The 16262-nt window shown below is 59.9% G+C and carries 14 protein-coding genes and 1 pseudogene; 12 read left to right on the top strand and 3 right to left on the bottom strand.

From position 1 onward, the window contains the following. Positions 1 to 99 precede the first annotated feature (99 nt). The 9 genes from M2360_RS17705 (at position 100) to M2360_RS17665 (ending at position 6569) form a co-directional block, all read left to right on the top strand. Complete coding sequence (locus M2360_RS17705) at positions 100 to 468, top strand: hypothetical protein (RefSeq protein ID WP_280776587.1); 369 nt, start codon at positions 100 to 102, stop codon at positions 466 to 468. A 242-nt stretch (positions 469 to 710) separates the two neighbouring features. Next, a complete protein-coding gene (locus M2360_RS17700) occupies positions 711 to 1028 on the top strand; it encodes a Dna2/Cas4 domain-containing protein (protein WP_280776586.1) in 318 nt (105 codons plus the stop codon). Continuing rightward, a complete protein-coding gene (cas1c, locus tag M2360_RS17695) occupies positions 1025 to 2059 on the top strand; it encodes a type I-C CRISPR-associated endonuclease Cas1c (protein ID WP_280776585.1) in 1035 nt (344 codons plus the stop codon). The genes M2360_RS17700 and cas1c overlap by 4 nt, the downstream gene beginning before the upstream one ends. 9 nt (positions 2060 to 2068) lie before the next feature. Beyond that, a complete protein-coding gene (gene cas2 / locus M2360_RS17690; RefSeq protein ID WP_280776584.1) occupies positions 2069 to 2359 on the top strand; it encodes a CRISPR-associated endonuclease Cas2 in 291 nt (96 codons plus the stop codon). A gap of 557 nt (positions 2360 to 2916) precedes the next feature. Next, positions 2917 to 3675, top strand: coding sequence for a GntR family transcriptional regulator (locus M2360_RS17685; protein ID WP_280776691.1), 759 nt, complete (start codon positions 2917 to 2919; stop codon positions 3673 to 3675). A gap of 32 nt (positions 3676 to 3707) precedes the next feature. Further along, complete coding sequence (locus M2360_RS17680; protein ID WP_280776690.1) at positions 3708 to 4466, top strand: transporter substrate-binding domain-containing protein; 759 nt, start codon at positions 3708 to 3710, stop codon at positions 4464 to 4466. Positions 4467 to 4538: 72 nt separating this feature from the next. Then, positions 4539 to 5210 carry an amino acid ABC transporter permease gene (locus M2360_RS17675; protein WP_280776583.1) on the top strand — a complete coding sequence of 224 codons (672 nt, stop codon included), beginning with the start codon at positions 4539 to 4541 and terminating at the stop codon, positions 5208 to 5210. Continuing rightward, positions 5207 to 5866 carry an amino acid ABC transporter permease gene (locus M2360_RS17670; RefSeq protein ID WP_280776582.1) on the top strand — a complete coding sequence of 220 codons (660 nt, stop codon included), beginning with the start codon at positions 5207 to 5209 and terminating at the stop codon, positions 5864 to 5866. The genes M2360_RS17675 and M2360_RS17670 overlap by 4 nt, the downstream gene beginning before the upstream one ends. Then, positions 5844 to 6569, top strand: coding sequence for an amino acid ABC transporter ATP-binding protein (locus tag M2360_RS17665; RefSeq protein ID WP_280776581.1), 726 nt, complete (start codon positions 5844 to 5846; stop codon positions 6567 to 6569). The genes M2360_RS17670 and M2360_RS17665 overlap by 23 nt, the downstream gene beginning before the upstream one ends. Positions 6570 to 6694: 125 nt before the next feature. On the opposite strand, the pseudogene M2360_RS17660 reads toward M2360_RS17665, so the two are convergent. Together M2360_RS17660 and M2360_RS17655 are read right to left on the bottom strand one after the other, a co-directional pair. Continuing rightward, positions 6695 to 7306 (bottom strand): annotated as a pseudogene (locus M2360_RS17660) (IS6 family transposase); the annotation flags it as partial. Between the two features lie 79 nt (positions 7307 to 7385). Further along, positions 7386 to 8993: a winged helix-turn-helix domain-containing protein gene (locus tag M2360_RS17655; protein ID WP_280776580.1), complete on the bottom strand. Its 1608-nt coding sequence runs from the start codon at positions 8991 to 8993 to the stop codon at positions 7386 to 7388. 410 nt (positions 8994 to 9403) lie between these two features. Here M2360_RS17655 and M2360_RS17650 point away from each other — a divergent pair, with 410 nt between their 5' ends. Further along, positions 9404 to 12844 carry a hypothetical protein gene (locus M2360_RS17650; protein ID WP_280776579.1) on the top strand — a complete coding sequence of 1147 codons (3441 nt, stop codon included), beginning with the start codon at positions 9404 to 9406 and terminating at the stop codon, positions 12842 to 12844. Between the two features lie 142 nt (positions 12845 to 12986). Beyond that, complete coding sequence (locus M2360_RS17645; protein ID WP_280776578.1) at positions 12987 to 14039, top strand: TIGR03032 family protein; 1053 nt, start codon at positions 12987 to 12989, stop codon at positions 14037 to 14039. A gap of 119 nt (positions 14040 to 14158) precedes the next feature. On the opposite strand, the gene M2360_RS17640 is transcribed toward M2360_RS17645, so the two are convergent. Then, positions 14159 to 15883 carry an EAL domain-containing protein gene (locus M2360_RS17640; protein ID WP_280776577.1) on the bottom strand — a complete coding sequence of 575 codons (1725 nt, stop codon included), beginning with the start codon at positions 15881 to 15883 and terminating at the stop codon, positions 14159 to 14161. A gap of 108 nt (positions 15884 to 15991) precedes the next feature. Here M2360_RS17640 and M2360_RS17635 point away from each other — a divergent pair, with 108 nt between their 5' ends. Next, entirely contained in the window at positions 15992 to 16237 is a 246-nt protein-coding gene (locus tag M2360_RS17635) for a hypothetical protein (protein ID WP_280776576.1), read from the top strand. Positions 16238 to 16262: the final 25 nt, after the last annotated feature.

Genomic DNA, 16262 nt, shown 5'->3' with positions numbered 1-16262 from the left:
GTTTCAAACCGATCTATGATGACGCATGCAAACGTGACGTGCGGAAGAAATCCCCGCGCGTCACATTAAGCGCCACCTTATGCCCGCAAAGGTTGTTCAATGAATAAAGATTCAAGCTATGCAAGAATAGTCATCTTCTTGCCTGAGACGATTGCGGGAAAGATTTCCAAAAAGCTCGCGGATAGCGGATATACGGCACATGTGGCGCCGACGGCGCCTGATGCATTTGATGCTCTGCGCTCCGAGGACGTATCATTTGCTATTACGACGCGCGCCTATATCGATATGATACGCAGAATCCGCGCTATACCTGTCCTCAATCTAGAGATTTTCTTTCATTCCAGCAGTTCAAACAGCGCCGCGAGACATTTCGACACAAAAGCATTCCTGGAGCGAGTGCAATTCCTGACCAGATCCCGCTCAAGTTTGACGGATCATTGCGCCCACGCTGCTGGCGCTGCGTGCTGATGGGAAAGACGTGTCTGCCTCGCCGGGTTATGCACTTGTTCGCGGTGGAGTGGGCGAGTTTGGTTCTGCACGCCCAGACGGCGTAACCTAACATGACGCGCCACTTGATTTTTCTGCGGAACGACTGGGGTCAACGTTCAACGCCTACTGTAGGGTCAACCCCCACGCCGAAACACAAACCTTCTGGTTGGGTATTTTCTGCCGACGGTCTTCATTAGGCATTTGCGGCATTCAAATACACTGTGGCCAAAAGCGAGCGCCTGATAGCAGATCAACGGCGACCCGCGAAAAAAGCCATCATTGCCCACGTATCGGGCGAGACCAAGCGTCGCGTCGCCGTGCCTTTCGATGCAGACCTGCGCCGGGTGACGGAAGAGGCCGTTCACGCGCTTGCCGAAATCGTCTCCTCCGGGCGCACTCCGCCGCCCACCACGCGGCGCGAGCGCTGTCGCGCCTGCTCCCTTCTCGAACACTGCCGGCCCGACGCCGTGCAGCGGCCGGTGCGAACCTGGCGGTCGCGCATGGTGGAGAGCAGCCTCGCGACCGAAAGCGCCCCATGAAGAAGCTGCTCAACACTGTTTATGTGACCACCGAGGGCGCGGCGCTGCGTAAGGAAGTTGAAAATCTCGTCGCGGAGATCGAGGGCGTTGAGCGCAGCCGCGTGCCGTTGCACATGCTGTCCGCGGTGGTCGTGTTCGGGGCCATCCATGTGTCGCCACCGCTGATGGGCGCCTTGGCGGCGGCGGGCATCACGCTCACCTTTCTGGATCGAAACGGCCGTTTTCAGGCGCGGCTCGAAGGCCCGGTCACCGGCAATATCCTGCTGCGGCGGGCGCAATACCGGGTGTGCGACGCGCCCGAAGAGGTGGTGCGCTCCTTCCTCATCGGCAAGATCGCCAATCAGCGCGCCGTCCTGATGCGGTCGCTGCGCGATTACGGCGACGACCATCGACCCGAGGATCGGCAACGCATCGAGACGGCCACCGAGCGGCTGGCGCAGATCCTCCGGCGCGTCGAGCGCGCCGACGACACGCTGGACCGGCTACGGGGTTCGGAAGGGGAGGCGGCCAATCTCTATTTCGGCGTCTTCGATCTCCTCATCCGCTCGCCCGATCCCGAACTGCGCTGGACCGTGCGGTCGCGGCGGCCGCCGCTTGATCCGGTCAACGCGCTCCTGTCCTTTCTCTACACGCTGCTGACCCATGATTGCCGCTCGGCGCTGGAAAGCGTGGGGCTCGATCCCGCCGCCGGCTTCCTTCACCGCGATCGACCCGGCCGGCCGAGCCTTGCGCTCGACCTCATGGAAGAACTCCGCCCGGTGCTGGCCGACCGGCTGGCGCTGTCGCTGATCAACCGCCGCCAACTACGCGCCGGCGATTTCGAACGGCAGGAGGGCGGCGCCGTGCTGATGACGGACGAGGCGCGAAAGACCGTGCTCACGGCCTGGCAGGAGCGCAAGCGGGAGGAGCGCATGCACGCCTTTCTCGACGAAAAGGCCCCGCTCGGCCTTGTGCCCTATCTGCAGGCGCAGATGCTGGCCCGACATCTGCGCGGCGATCTCGACGCCTATCCGCCATGGTTCTGGAAATGAGGGGGCGCCATGCTGGTCCTGGTCACCTATGACGTCCGCACGCTTGAAGGCAATGGACAGGCGCGGCTGCGGGCCGTCGCCAAGGCCTGTCGCGATTATGGCCAACGGGTGCAGTTCTCCGTCTTCGAGATCGAGGTCGATCCCGCGCAATGGGTTAAGCTGAAGGCGCGGCTCGAAGGCATCATCAAACCGGAGGTGGACAGCCTGCGCTATTACTATCTCGGCGCCAATTGGCAGCGGCGGGTGGAGCATGTCGGCGCCAAGCCCGCCGCCGACCTCAACGCGCCGCTGATCATCTGAGACGCCAGGCCGTTTCCCCAGGCGTCCCGCCTGGTGACAATTTCCGGCGCGAACCCCAAGCGCGCCGCAAAAGCCCGGCAGGTTCGCACCGGCGCCAGCTCTTTGAAATCGTGAATTGTTTACTGCGCGGCGTCATATCTCCGACAGCGTTTCGCCGCCCGGCCGCCCTGTTTCGCGCATCGGCTCTTTGCAAGTGAGCAATATCCGTGCTTTGCACCCAGACAGTCGCCTCTCTCGCGGAGGTGTGGATCGAAACACGCGATTCGGATTGTCGGTGTCCTTGACGACGGTGCCGCTTCCCTCGCGGAGGCGTGGTCAAGATCTTGACGGAGATACGACCGATGATGATCCTCCCGTCGTCGATCAGAGAGAGGTTCACCTGCTGGCGGCGCATCTTTCCGATCGAGGAGCTCCTGACGCTCGCTGCCATGCTCGCAAAATGGGCAATTCAAGATAATTTTTGCAACCAGGCGTGCAGCGGCAGCGAGAATTGTCGCTTAGACCTCTGGTATACTTTTACATTTGATCTTGGCACAACACTTGCATTCCCATCTTGTATGCAAGACAGCGACATCAGCAGCGACAAGAGAGCCGGAATAGAGGAAGCCATCGTTTCAGGGATCCTGTCCGGCCGCATAAAACCCGGAACGCGGCTCGGCGAAAGCCAGTTGGCGACTGTATTTTCCGTTTCCAGAACCCGTGTGCGCGAGGCGCTGATGCGGCTTGAGGCGCGGTGCATCGTGCAGGTCAGCCCACGCCGCGGCTGGTACGTGATCGAGCCATCGGCCGAGGAAGCGATGATGGTCTATGGCGCGCGCCGGGCGCTGGAATCGGGCCTGGTGCGCTCACTGACGGCCCTGCCGCCCGATGGCGCCGCCATTCTGGAAACGCATCTCGATCAGGAGCGGGCCGCCATCGCCTCGGGCGACCGCCAGCGCCTGACCTATCTCATGGGCGATTTTCACATTCGCATTGCCGAGCTTTCGGGCAACACCGTTCTGGTTGACATCCTGCGCGATCTGACGGCCCGCACCATGCTGATATCGCTGCAATACCAGTCGGACTATCACGCCCGCCAATCCCATAAGGGCCATTGCGGCATTGCCGCAGCGCTGGTCGCCGGCGATTTTACCCGGGCGGCCGAGCTCTCGATCGAACATCTCGACGAAGTGGAAGCCGGGCTGGACCTGACCGTGCGCCCCGACCCGCTGGCCGATCTTCGCCATTCCCTTTCCATGCCGACCTCACGGAACGTCAATCCAGACGCATCCGGAACGACCTTCCCAACAACAACCAGGAGAACAACTGAATGCTGAACCGCAGAAACCTGATTATCGCCGCCTCGGCAATGCTCGCCACCCTGACGCTGACAACCGCGCCGCAGACCGCCTATGCCGATGCGCTGGCCGACATCACCACCCGCGGCGCCCTGCGCGTTGCCGTTCCCCAGGACTTCCCGCCTTTCGGCAGCGTCGGCGCCGACATGGCTCCTCAGGGATACGATGTCGACATGGCCAAGTTGATTGCCGACAAGCTGGGCGTCAAGGTCGAGATCGTGCCGGTCACCAGCGCCAACCGCATTCCCTATCTGCAGACCAACAAGGTTGATCTGGTGATCTCTAGCCTCGGCAAGAATGCCGAGCGCGAGGCCGTGATCGACTTCTCCAAGGCCTACGCGCCATTCTTCAACGGTGTCTTCGCACCGGCCGACGTGGCCGTGGCCAAGGCCGAAGACCTGTCCGGCAAGAGCATCGGCGTGACCCGTGGCGCCGTCGAGGATCTTGAACTGACCAAGATTGCCCCGGCCGATGCCACGATCAAGCGCTACGAGGACAATAACGGCACGATCTCCGCCTTCCTGTCCGGTCAGGTAGACGTCGTCGCCACCGGCAACGTCGTCGCTGCCGCGATCCTTGCCCGCAACCCGCCGAAGCGCCCGGAGATGAAGTTCCTGATCAAGAATTCGCCCTGCTATATCGGCCTCAACAAGAATGAGCCGGCGCTTCTGGAGAAGGTCAACACCATCGTTGCCACAGCCAAGACGGACGGCTCGCTCGAGGCCATCGCACAGAAATGGCTGGGCGCCAGCCTTCCCGCTGACCTTTGATCCCTCTGATGTGGGCCGGTCGAAAGATCGGCCCGATCTCCTCCCAAGCTCCTTCAGAGAGGCTCCGCATCCATGACATATGTTTTCGATTTTTCCTGGCTTGCCGAATATTATCCCGTTCTGGTCAAGGGCATATTGATCACGCTGGAGCTGATCGCCATCGGCGGTATTTTCGGTATTGCGCTCGGCATCGCCTGCGCCTGGGCGCGCGCGCTTGGCCCCTCCTGGATCAAGCCGGTGGTCGGGGCCTATGTCGAGATGATCCGCAACACCCCCTTCCTGATCCAGCTGTTTTTCATTTTCTTCGGCCTGCCGTCCCTCGGCGTGCAGATGGGTGAATTGTCGGCCGCCAACCTCGCCATGATCATCAACCTCGGCGCCTATAGCTGTGAGATCATCCGCGCCGGCATTCAGGCGACGCCCAAAGGCCAGTTCGAGGCGGGCTCCAGCCTGGCGATGACGCCGTTCGAGACCTTCCGCCATGTCGTGCTGGTGCCCTCCCTGCAGCGCATCTGGCCGGCGCTCTCCTCCCAGGTCATCATCGTCATGCTGGGATCTGCCGTCGTCTCGCAGATCGCCGCCGAAGACCTGACCTTCGCGGCCAATTTCATCCAGTCGCGCACCTTCCGCGCCTTTGAGGCCTATTTTGTCTCGACCCTTGTCTATCTGCTGCTGGCCATCCTGCTGCGGCAGGTGCTGCTGCTGGCCGGCACGATGATCTTTCCGAGGAGAGCGCAGCGATGATCGAATTCACCACTTGGGATATCCTGCGCAACCTCCTGCTCGCCACCCGCTGGACGATCCTGCTGTCGATAGTCTCTTTCGTCGGCGGTGGCCTGGTCGGCGGGATCCTGTTGTTCATGCGGATCGGCCGCAGCCGCGCGCTTCGGATCGTCTCGAAATATTATGTCGAGCTGTTTCAGGGAACGCCGCTCCTGATGCAACTGTTCCTCGCCTTTTTCGGGCTTGGCCTCGTCGGCATCGACGTTCCGGCCTGGCTTGCCGCTGGCGTGGCGCTGATCCTCTGGTCTGCCGCCTTTCTGACTGAAATCTGGCGTGGCTGCGTGGAATCAATCACCAAGGGGCAATGGGAGGCCTCCGCCAGCCTGGGCATGGGCTACCTTGAACAGATGCGCTACGTCATCCTGCCACAGGCGCTGAAAATCGCTATTCCACCGACGGTTGGTTTTTCCGTGCAGGTGGTGAAGGGTACGTCGCTGACCTCGATCATCGGCTTCATCGAACTGTCCAAGGCCGGCACCATGGTGACCAACGCCACCTTCATGCCCTTCACCGTCTACGGCCTCGTTGCCCTCATCTATTTCGCCCTTTGCTGGCCCCTGTCGAAAAGCAGCCAGATCCTCGAAAGGAAGCTCAATGTCGCTCATCGAAATCACTGAAGTCCGCAAGAGCTTTGGCGCAAACGAGGTGTTGAAGGGCATCAATATCAACGTGCAGCCCGGCGAGGTGATCGCGATCATCGGCAAGAGCGGATCCGGAAAATCGACGCTGCTGCGCTGCATCAACGGCCTGGAGACGATCAATAGCGGCTCGATCGCGGTGGCCGGCGCGCAATTGCTGCCCGACGAACTGCATCTGAAGGCGCTCAGGCTCAAGGTCGGCATGATCTTTCAGCAGTTCAACCTGTTTCCGCATCTGACCGCCGGCGGCAATGTCATGCTGTCGCAGATGGTGGTGAAGAAGACGCCGAAAGCGGATGCCGAGGTGATGGCGCGCAAGATGCTGGAACGGGTTGGTCTTGACCACAAGTTCAACGCCTATCCCGATGAGCTGTCCGGAGGCCAGCAGCAGCGCGTCGCGATCGCCCGGGCGCTCGCCATGCAGCCAATCGCGCTGCTTTGCGACGAGATCACTTCGGCTCTCGACCCTGAACTGGTGGCCGAAGTCCTCGCCGTGGTGCGCGAGCTTGCGGCAGAAGGCATGACGTTGATGATGGTGACCCACGAGATGAAATTTGCCCGAGACGTCTGCTCACGCGTCGTCTTCATGCACCAGGGGCGCGTCCACGAAATCGGCCGCCCTGAAGAGGTCTTCACAGCGCCGAAAACGCCTGAACTGAAACAATTCATCGGTTTTCATTGAGTGATCGGGTGGATCCACGTGTCGAGATTTTCCATGTACTATTGGCAGGCGAAACAAAGTCAAACTAGGAGGGCCTGTCGCAAACATTTTCGGAGCGCGCGATTATCCCGTGCGTATCTTCATTTTCATGCTTTGTTAACCTTTTGCAGTCCGAAGAGGCGCGCAAGCAAATCGTTCTGATCGTTGACAGTCCAGCCGCCGGAAAAGCCAAAGCCTTTCCTCAACCACAGCATCGCCTCGAAACCCGCGATGGTTCGCCGCGCCGTGTTGAAGGATTGGAAGCCACCGATTTTTGGCATGTTCTTCTCTACCCGGAAATGGTCGCTTTCAATACCTTGCTGGAGATGCTTGGAGACATAATGCACGGGGTCCGGATGGAGAAGCCCATCACCAACCGACGTTTTGATCGTTGACGGGAAGGTGTTGGCCACGTCCGTCCCGATCCTGTTCGGCGACAACAAGGGTTCGTCTTTGAGCATCTTGCGAAAGACCCGCTTGGCGGCGTCGAGATCGCGCTTAGCGGTCAACAGGAAATCCACAGGATTGTCGTGTTTATCAATGGCTCGGTACAGATAGCGCCATTTGCCGCGGATCTTGACGTAAGTCTCATCGATCCGGATCGAGCCGCAATGGTGTCGCCGAAACTGCCGCAGCCGTTTTTCGATCATCGGCGCAAAAGCCAATACCCAGCGGTTGATCGTGCTATGATCGACCTCGAAGCCGCGCTCTGCAAACAATCACAATTTGCCACACACTGGGGTCGTCTCGGGCGTCTACGTCATCAAGGCTTGCGCCGAAACACAATCTGAAATTCGCTCAGGATGATGGCGCGGCCCCGACGCCGCGCAGAACCAGGTCGGGAATGGCCTGCCTGCCATGCAGGCGCGAGACATGCGCGATCATAGCCCGCATTACATTGGAGCGACCCGTTTCAAGGGTGATGTGGCGGGCGGAGCTAAAATATAGATATTCAAGCCCACGGGCAGCGCCCGCAGCGCCCAGCTCTTTCAGGGCCGTTTCCGATGCGGGCGGCAAGGGCAGATCTGGAGACGCGGTCATCCATCCCAGCATCAGATTGATTTCGCGAAGACTGCCAGCGCCGAAATTGCCGATGTCCGTGGCCTGCGCCGCCGAGGCGCCGCTATGGCCTGCGGCCACCAGAGCAAGGCATTTCAGCACCCGCATATGCCAGTGAAATTCCGAGCCGGGCGTGGCCAGATCGATGCCCCGGTCGAACAGCTTGACCGCTTCGTCATACCGTCCGCGCGCATATTTCAATTGACCGAGAATGGGCAGGGCGGCCGTAAAATCCTGTGTCGGAGGGAAGGCGCGCTCGGCAATTTCCTCTGCGAGGTCAAGATGGCCGCGGTTGATGAAATAGAGTAGCTTGGCCGCCGCCAGCATCAGCAGGGGATTGCTCCCGATGCCGGGCAGGCAATCAAGCACCGTGCTCTCGATTTCCGTCTCGGTTCTGTCGCGCTCCTCCAGCCTCATTCCGGCGAATGGCTCGGTCAGGACAAGCTTTGAGAACAGATGCAGGCACCATTGAAGCGCGGCATCGGAATCCTGCGGATTCTGTTGGCGGATTTTACCGAGCAGATCGCCCTTCGCCAGCCATTTCGGATTGTCGGCAGACAGCAGCTTTGAGGCGCTTTCAAAGCGCGCCTCGATCGCGTCGTCCTCGGATATGCCCAAGCCGCTCGAGGCTTCTTTCTGCGCTTGCTCCAGAGCGTCGACGACGCCAGCGGAAACCCGGAGCGCCTCGGCTGCAAATGACGCGTCATCCTCGACGTCGAGTTGCAACCGGAATGTCTTCATGATGCGCTTGGATGGCATTTCGCGCAAAGCGGCGGCGCTGCTCAGCCGCCCATGATCCGCGTGAAAGCTCACTTGCAGGGAGTAGCGCGATTTTTCAGGGACAACCCGCAGAAGCTTGTCGAGATTGGCAACCTTGCGCACCGGACCAATGCCGGCGGACAGGGCATCCTGAAGCCGATCCATCAGCACCGAAGCCTGCCGGCGGAAGGGATGGCCATCAAGCTCGGATGTCAGGTCGATGACCAGGAAGGCATCGAGCGGCGGGGGAGGCGCTGGCGTTGCGATCCAGAGGTAGCCTTCGCCATACTGAGTCGCAATGAATGCAGGCGCCTTCGCATTGTCCCCCAGCTTGGACCGCAGGCGATTGACGAGAAAGTCGATATTGCGGTCGGATGGCTCGGAAATTCTCGTGGCGATCTCGTCCAGCAGTCGGCTCCGACTCATGAGGCGGCGCGGATTGCCGATCAACGCCAGCAGCAGGGCCCGTTCGCTGCGGGTGAATCGCACTGTGCGCCCATTGCGATGCACAAACATGCATTCAGGATCGATTTGAAGTTGTCCGAAATCGAGCCCCTGCGTCTTCTCCCCGGATGAGACCAGATCCATTTCTACTTCCATTGCCTGAAGATGAATGGCGCCGAGTCGGTCGGAGCACATCTGGGTAAACTATGCGGCCATGGCTGGCGCGTCCAGCATGACGTCACACAGCGCGTCAGATTTGACGCGCGGTCTATTGCGACAGGCTGCAGAAATGGCCGTTGGTATGATCCGTTTCACTGAATGCGCACTGGCGCTCAGATCAGGCGCTTGATTGCTAGAGCCGCCCTGGGGGCAGTTGTAGGCCCGGCTGCATCGGCGCGAACAAATTTCCGATTCTCAAATTTTCTGCAAACAATTGATTGATAACTCTCAGTCACGAGGTCGGCTTCACTGCAGGATTGACGTGTCGCGCGCGTCGGACGTGTCGCATCGCCATTTAACGAAATTATTGAATATGGATATGGAAGGACGCTGTGGTGAAGTTTACAGGGACTGGCAAGGCGGACTCTTTTGTCGGAAAGACGGGCGTCGCCGACATCTTCCAATTCACGCCGCAGACCTTCAGCTCCAACGACAAGATATCGGGCGGAGGCGGCAAAAGCACTGACGAACTGCGCTTCACCAGCGGCGGCGTGATCATAGCTGCGAGCTTCGCCAAAGTATCAGGCATCGAGCATATCCGGCTGGCCAATGGCGGCAATAACCTGACCGTGACCAATGCGCTGGTCGGGTCGGCCGCCGACGACATGCTGAAGGTGACCGGCGGTTCCGGCAACGACGTCGTCAATGCCTCAGGCGTGACGACGACCGCCAATCGGATCCAGATCATCGCCGGCGCCGGCAATGACGCGCTCACCGGCGGCGGCGGGGCCGACAGTTTCAGCTTTGCGGCCAAGCACCTGACCGGCAGCGACAAGGTCGTTGGCGGTGAGGGCGGCGCCGTGGACCAGCTGGTCTTCTCAACAGCGGGCGCGATTGCAGCCTCCGACTTCGCCAAGGTGTCCGGCGTTGAGCAGATCGTTCTGGCCAATGGAGGCAATAGCCTGACCGTCACCAATGCTCTGGTTGGTTCGGCCAACGGCGATGTGCTGAAGGTAACGGGCGGCTCCGGTAGCGACATGATCGATGCGTCTGGCGTGACCAAATCCGCCAACCGCGTGCAGATCATAGCTGGCGCCGGCAATGACACGCTGATTGGCGGCGCCGGCAATGATACGCTGAAAGGCGGCTCGGGCAATGATACGCTGAACGGCGGCGCCGGCGAGAACATGGTTTCCGGCGGCAGCGGTGTCGACACGGCGGTGTTTGCCGGCAACGCGGTGGGATACGTTGCATCCTACGATGCCGACGGGCGCTTAACCATTTTCAAGTCAGGCAGTTCATCGCAAATCGACAATACGGTCGAACTGCTGCAATTCGGTGATGTCGTCATCGACCGTCGTCAACCGGGCGCGCCGGTCATCATCTCGGCGACCGCAGTCGATGGCGACATATCGCCAGGCGCCACCACGAGCGACGCAACGCTTTTCCTCAACGGCACAGCCGATCCATTTGCGCGGATCGTCGTCTATGATGGCGACGTCCAGATCGGCATTGCCGTCGCAGGCGCTGATGGCCGCTGGATCTTCGACCATTCCAGTGTCGCGCTTTCGAATGGCGAGCATTTGTTTTCAGTATCGGCAAGCTACGGCGAAGGCCTGCCCGCAGTTGCAGGCGCTGGCGCTGGCGCGACATTCACCGTCGAAAGCACCGTCGACAATATCGATCTCACCACACTCACAGCCAGCCATGGCTTCGTTTTCCAGACTATCGCCGGAGATTTTGTCGGTTTTTCCGTCTCCTCGGCGGGCGATGTCAACGGCGATGGCTTCGATGACATGATCGTTGGCGCGATCGGCGATGATAGAGGGGGCGACTTTGCGGGCGGCGCCTATGTGATCTTCGGCAAGGCCTCTGGGTTTGGCGCCCTTGTCGGCGGTCGTCGCGTGCTCGACCTCACCACGCTTACCGCCACCCAGGGCTTCTTCATCCAGGGGGACGCCATGTACGACGCCTTGGGCATGTCCGTGTCGTCGGCCGGAGATGTCAACGGTGACGGCTTCGACGATTTAATCGTTGCTGCAAAACGGGGCGACGACGGCGGTTCCAATGCGGGCGAAGCCTATGTGATTTTTGGCGCGGACGCCGGCTTCGGCAGCCTTGTCGGCGGACGTCGCGCGCTCGATCTCACCACGCTCACCGCCAGCCAAGGCTTCGTTATCCAGGGCGACGCAGAAAATGACAACGCTGGTGGGTCGGTGTCGTCGGCCGGAGATGTCAACGGTGACGGCTTCGACGATCTCGTCGTCGGTGCAACAGGGGGAGGCGACTACGATACCGCTGCTGGCCAAGCTTATGTGATTTTCGGTGCGGCCTCCGGCTTCGGCATCGACGTTTCGGGCCGAAAGGTGGTCCACCTCGCCGTTCTCACACCCGACCAAGGCTTCATCATCGTGGGCGATCAAGCAAACGAGGCGGCCGGCTTTTCGGTATCGTCAGCAGGTGATGTGAACGGTGATGGCTTCGACGATCTCATCGTCGGTGCGCCGGGCGGGTCAGACGCAGGCGGCAGCTTCACTTATCAAGGCGTTGAATATTTTAATGAATCCGGAGAGGCCTATGTAATTTTCGGCACAGGCTCCGGATTCGGCACCAACGTGTTTGGTCGGCAGGTGGTAGCCATAAGTGATCTCACTGCAAGCCAGGGCTTCATCATTCAGGCTGATGCCGCAGGCGACTTTGCCGGCGCATCGGTGTCGTCGGCCGGAGATGTCAACGGTGACGGTTTCGACGATCTCATCGTCGGCACGCTTTACACCAGAAGCGCCTATGTGATCTTCGGCTCGGCCTCCGGATTCGGCGTTGACGTGTCAGGCCGGCAAGTCGTCGACCTCCACACACTCACAGCGGATCAAGGCTTCATCATTAAAAACCGTTCCTACGGAAATTCCGTGTCGTCGGCAGGCGATATCAATGGCGACGGCTTCGATGACCTGCTCGTCGGCGGCTACGGTTCCGGCTATGGCGGAAAGCTGGCTGGCGGGGCCGTTGTGGTCTTCGGCACAGCCTCTGGCTTCGGCAGCAATGTCGAGGGTCGCCAGGTCATTGACATCGGCGTGATAACAGCCAGCCAGGGCTTCATCATTCAAGGCGGAACCCCTCTTGAAGCCGTCGGCTCGTCCGTTTCCTCTGCCGGCGATATCAATGGCGATGGCTTCGACGATCTGATTGTCGGCGGGCCGGGGGTCTATGGAAGCGTCTATGACGGCCACGCCTACGTCCTCTATGGCGGCACATTTGGCGTCAGCACGAAGTCGATCAATCTTACGGGCGCCGCAGCGGCGGAAATTCTGATGGGTGGCGCCGGTGGCGATACGCTTGAAGGCAAGGGCGGCGCTGACATCTATCGCTCCGGCGCCGGCAATGACCGGATCGTGACCTCCGACGCCGGCTTCCGGCTGATCGACGCGGGCGGCGGCAAACAGGATATCATCGCCTTTGCCGGCTCCGGCTTTACGCTCGACGCCCGCAATTTCTCCAATGCCGAGATCACCGGGATAGAGGGCTTCGATCTCACCACGGGCAAGAACACGCTTATCCTCGCCGCCGTCGATGTGTTCCACTTTTCCAATGTGGGAAACAGCCTGTTCACCGGCGCAGACAGCCACAACAATCTCGTGGTTGCGGGCAATCGCGGCGACAGGCTGAAATTGTTCGACACCGGCGCGGGGGATGCCGACTGGGTGTCGACCGAGCTCAACCGCAATCTCGACGGCACAGCTGGCGGCGACTATACTTTCGTCAATCTGGTCGACAATGACAGCCACAGAGTTCTGGCCTCGATCGCGGTCGATCACGACGTAACGCTGATGCTGTAAGCGGGTTCCGGCCCGGCGGGCGCTGGTTGCGCCCGCTGTGCCTGTTGCTAAAAGAAATTGCGCCATGACCCGAATGAAGGAAAATGCAAAGGTCCAAGGCCGTTGGACTTAACCAGCCTTCAAACCCGAAATAAATGAACCCATGACCAGCATGCCTGCAAGCGCCCCCAAGCTCGAACTCCTGACGTCGCGCCAGTTCGTGTCCTGGCTCCGGGAAACGGGCGGATCGATCGCGCTTTCGACCTATCAATCCGGCAAGGTCCTGTTCGTCGGCGCGAATGCCCAGACCGACAAGTTGTCCGTGTTCGAACGCACGCTTGAGCGTCCCATGGGCATGGCGGTTAGCGGCGACAGGCTGGCGATTGCCTCGCTCTATCAGATCTACACATTCGTCGACGCCCTGGGAAACGGCGAGACGGCCAATGGCGCGGACGCCGTCTATGTGCCGCAGATGAGCCATTTTACCGGCGATCTCGATGTCCACGACATGGGCTATGCCGCCGATGGCAAGCTGGTGTTCGCCAACACGCTGTTCTCTTGCATTGGCCAAATTTCCGAGACCCATTCCTTCAGGCCGATCTGGAAGCCGTCGTTCGTCTCGAGGTTGGCGGCGGAGGATCGCTGTCATCTCAACGGGCTGGCGATGAAGGATGGCCGGCCTGCCTTCATAACGGCGGTCGGCAAGGGCGATGTGGCCGATAGCTGGCGCGACGCGCGTGTCGCCGGCGGCGTCGTGGTGGATGTCGAGACCAACGCGATCGTCTGCTCTGGCCTCTCAATGCCGCACTCTCCACGCTGGCACCACGGCCAGCTCTATGTGCTGAATTCAGGCAGGGGCGAGTTCGGCAGGGTCGATCTCGCCTCCGGCGCGTTTGAGCCGATCGCTTTCCTGCCGGGCTATGCGCGCGGCCTCACTTTTTCCGGCCATTACGCCGTCATCGGCTTATCGGCCCCGCGCTCCAATCGCACATTCGAGGGCCTGCCCTTGCAGGACCGTCTCGATGCGCAGGCCATGAAGCCCCGCTGTGGATTGCAGGTGGTGGATCTCCGCACTGGCGACGTGGCGCATTGGCTGGCGATCGAGGGCGTTGTGACCGAGCTCTACGATGTCATCGCGCTTCCCGGACGCCGCTCGCCATCAATGATTGGCTTCAAGTCCGACGAAATCCGCCGGGTGATTTCGCTAGAATGTTAGTTAAATCTAACAGAATCTTCCGTATTGCTCGTGGTCCCACTGTTCGCGCCGAAGTTTGGCTATCCGCTCGGGCACATCATTCTGGCAAAGCGTGATGTCGTAGAAAAACCTGAGAGCACCTAGCTGGCGATTGAACAGATTTGCTGCGTCGGACTGGCGGTATGCGCAAGGAGATCCAGGATGGTCCGAAACGGAACCGGCTTACAATAGCGGTATCCCTGGCCGAACAGGCATCCCAGTTCGATGAGCGCCCGTTCCTGCTCCTCGGTCTCAATCCCTTCAGCGATCGTTTTGAGCCCCATCTCGCTACTTAGAACCACCAGTGCGCGAGTAATTGCAAGGTCCGATGGCTTGCAGTTGATGTGTTGCACGAAACCTCGATCGATTTTCAGCGTCGTCAGCGGATAACGCTGCAACGAGCTGAGCGAAGCGTAGCCCGTACCAAAATCGTCAAATGCAATGCCCACTCCCAGTTCTCGAATAGCGGTCATGGCGTCGAAGGAGCGGTCATCATCGGCGAGCGCAATGGTTTCCGTCACCTCCAGTTCGAGCCGCTCCGGTTTCAGGGAATGACGCTGAAGGGCATCGGCGACTCTATGAATGAGATTGATAGCGCGCAGCTGACCTGGAAAGAGGTTGACGCTCACCTTGATGTCATGCCCCGACGCCTGCAAGTCGCCGGCGCGCGCGGCGGCTTGATCGAGTGTCCACCAGCCGATTTCCAGAGCCAGAGCACTTTGGTCCAACGCTGGCAGAAAGGCACCCGGAGCAAGCAAGCCCCGTTGTGGATGGTTCCAACGCAACAGCGCTTCGAGCCCGACAATCCGCCTGTCGAGAAGATCGACTTGCGGCTGATAGAACAATTCAAGTTCGCCGCCACGGAGCGCTCGAAGAAGCTCATCGCGAAGTTCTCGGCGTGCGGCAGTTTCGCTGCGCATTGTCGCATCGTAAATTCGAATGACATTTCCGCCTTCGGCTTTAGCCCTGTACAACGCGAAGTCCGCACTGGCGATCAGTTCTTCAGCGTCATTTCCGTGAGCGGGAGCAAGCGCTATCCCGATACTGGTTCCAAGCTCCAGCACGTGCCCTCCTACGTCGAAAGGCTTGCGGAATGCTTCAAGGATCGCTTGTGACTGAGCGTGGGCTTTAAGAGGGTCGTTGGTCCCGTTCAAGAGCACGGCGAACTCATCCCCGCCGATGCGAGCAACCTCTGCATTTCGGCCGAGCAGGTAGGGGAGGCGCACGCCGATCGCCTGCAGAAGGCAGTCACCGACCAGATGTCCGTGCGTATCGTTCACCTCCTTGAACCCGTCCAGATCTAGGAGAATGATGGAAGCCGCACTTCCCGAATCAAAACATTCCGAAAGGAGCGTGGAAAACCTGTGGCGATTTGAAAGTCCGGTCAATGTATCCTGACTGGCCAGCCGAAGCAGCTTGCTTTCCCGTTCTCGTCGATCGCTGATATCGGTAATGACGGCGCCTGCGCAAAACCCTTGCTTGCCACTCCATACAGAAAGGATGATTTCGATGGGAAACTCTGTACCGTCCTTCTTCAGGGCACAAACTTCGACCGGCCGTCCGCCGAAATGAGGAGCCTGTCCCCCTGCTACTCGCTGCAGCCCTGCCATATGCGCGCCCCGCATCCGCTCAGGGATGATGATCATGATCGGCTGCCCGATCATCTCGGCCTTGGTGTAGCCGAACAACTTGCATGCAGATGGGTTGACGAACTCTATGTTTCCCTTGCTGTCGATCGACACCAGAGACAGGTTCGTCGCCTCTGCAAACTGTGCGACGGTGAAAGCTAGGTGCCTGTTTGCTTTTGAGAGATGTGTTTCCGGCATTGGTGCGAATGGCCCCAGGTAAGCTTTGTTCAGGACTTGCGTGCGGCGATAGCGCTGTATGATGCTGTACTACATGAGTGAAGTTTGATTTAATCAGCTTGAGAAGAGTTGCTGGTCTTCAGTGCAGGACAGCATCTGCTGACCATCATTGCGGCCATCATCCTTGGTGGCACCAGTCTGTTCGGCGGACTCGGCAGCGTCTGGGGTACGCTGATCGCAGTCCTTATTCTCGGCACGCTGAACAACGGCCTGACGCTGATGAACGTGTCGTCCTTCTGGCAGGACGTCACCTGCGGCATCGTCCTTTTGATGGCGGTCGGCCTCGATCAGCTGCGCGTGCGCCTGCAGAGCTGACGCTTTTCACTATTGCATCGGAGAA

This window comes from Rhizobium sp. SG_E_25_P2, assembly GCF_029892285.1.
Taxonomy (GTDB): Bacteria; Pseudomonadota; Alphaproteobacteria; order Rhizobiales; family Rhizobiaceae; genus Rhizobium_E.
Note: the sequence above shows the minus strand (reverse complement) of the source record. Positions and strands in the feature narration are given on the sequence as shown.

Coding starts and splice junctions, on each gene's coding strand:
- M2360_RS17705 (WP_280776587.1), top strand. CDS start 100: ATGAATAAAGATTCAAGCTATGCAAGAATAGTCATCTTCTTGCCTGAG.
- cas1c (WP_280776585.1), top strand. CDS start 1,025: ATGAAGAAGCTGCTCAACACTGTTTATGTGACCACCGAGGGCGCGGCG.
- cas2 (WP_280776584.1), top strand. CDS start 2,069: ATGCTGGTCCTGGTCACCTATGACGTCCGCACGCTTGAAGGCAATGGA.
- M2360_RS17685 (WP_280776691.1), top strand. CDS start 2,917: ATGCAAGACAGCGACATCAGCAGCGACAAGAGAGCCGGAATAGAGGAA.
- M2360_RS17680 (WP_280776690.1), top strand. CDS start 3,708: ATGCTCGCCACCCTGACGCTGACAACCGCGCCGCAGACCGCCTATGCC.
- M2360_RS17675 (WP_280776583.1), top strand. CDS start 4,539: ATGACATATGTTTTCGATTTTTCCTGGCTTGCCGAATATTATCCCGTT.
- M2360_RS17670 (WP_280776582.1), top strand. CDS start 5,207: ATGATCGAATTCACCACTTGGGATATCCTGCGCAACCTCCTGCTCGCC.
- M2360_RS17665 (WP_280776581.1), top strand. CDS start 5,844: ATGTCGCTCATCGAAATCACTGAAGTCCGCAAGAGCTTTGGCGCAAAC.
- M2360_RS17655 (WP_280776580.1), bottom strand. CDS start 8,993: ATGGATCTGGTCTCATCCGGGGAGAAGACGCAGGGGCTCGATTTCGGA.
- M2360_RS17645 (WP_280776578.1), top strand. CDS start 12,987: ATGACCAGCATGCCTGCAAGCGCCCCCAAGCTCGAACTCCTGACGTCG.
- M2360_RS17640 (WP_280776577.1), bottom strand. CDS start 15,883: ATGCCGGAAACACATCTCTCAAAAGCAAACAGGCACCTAGCTTTCACC.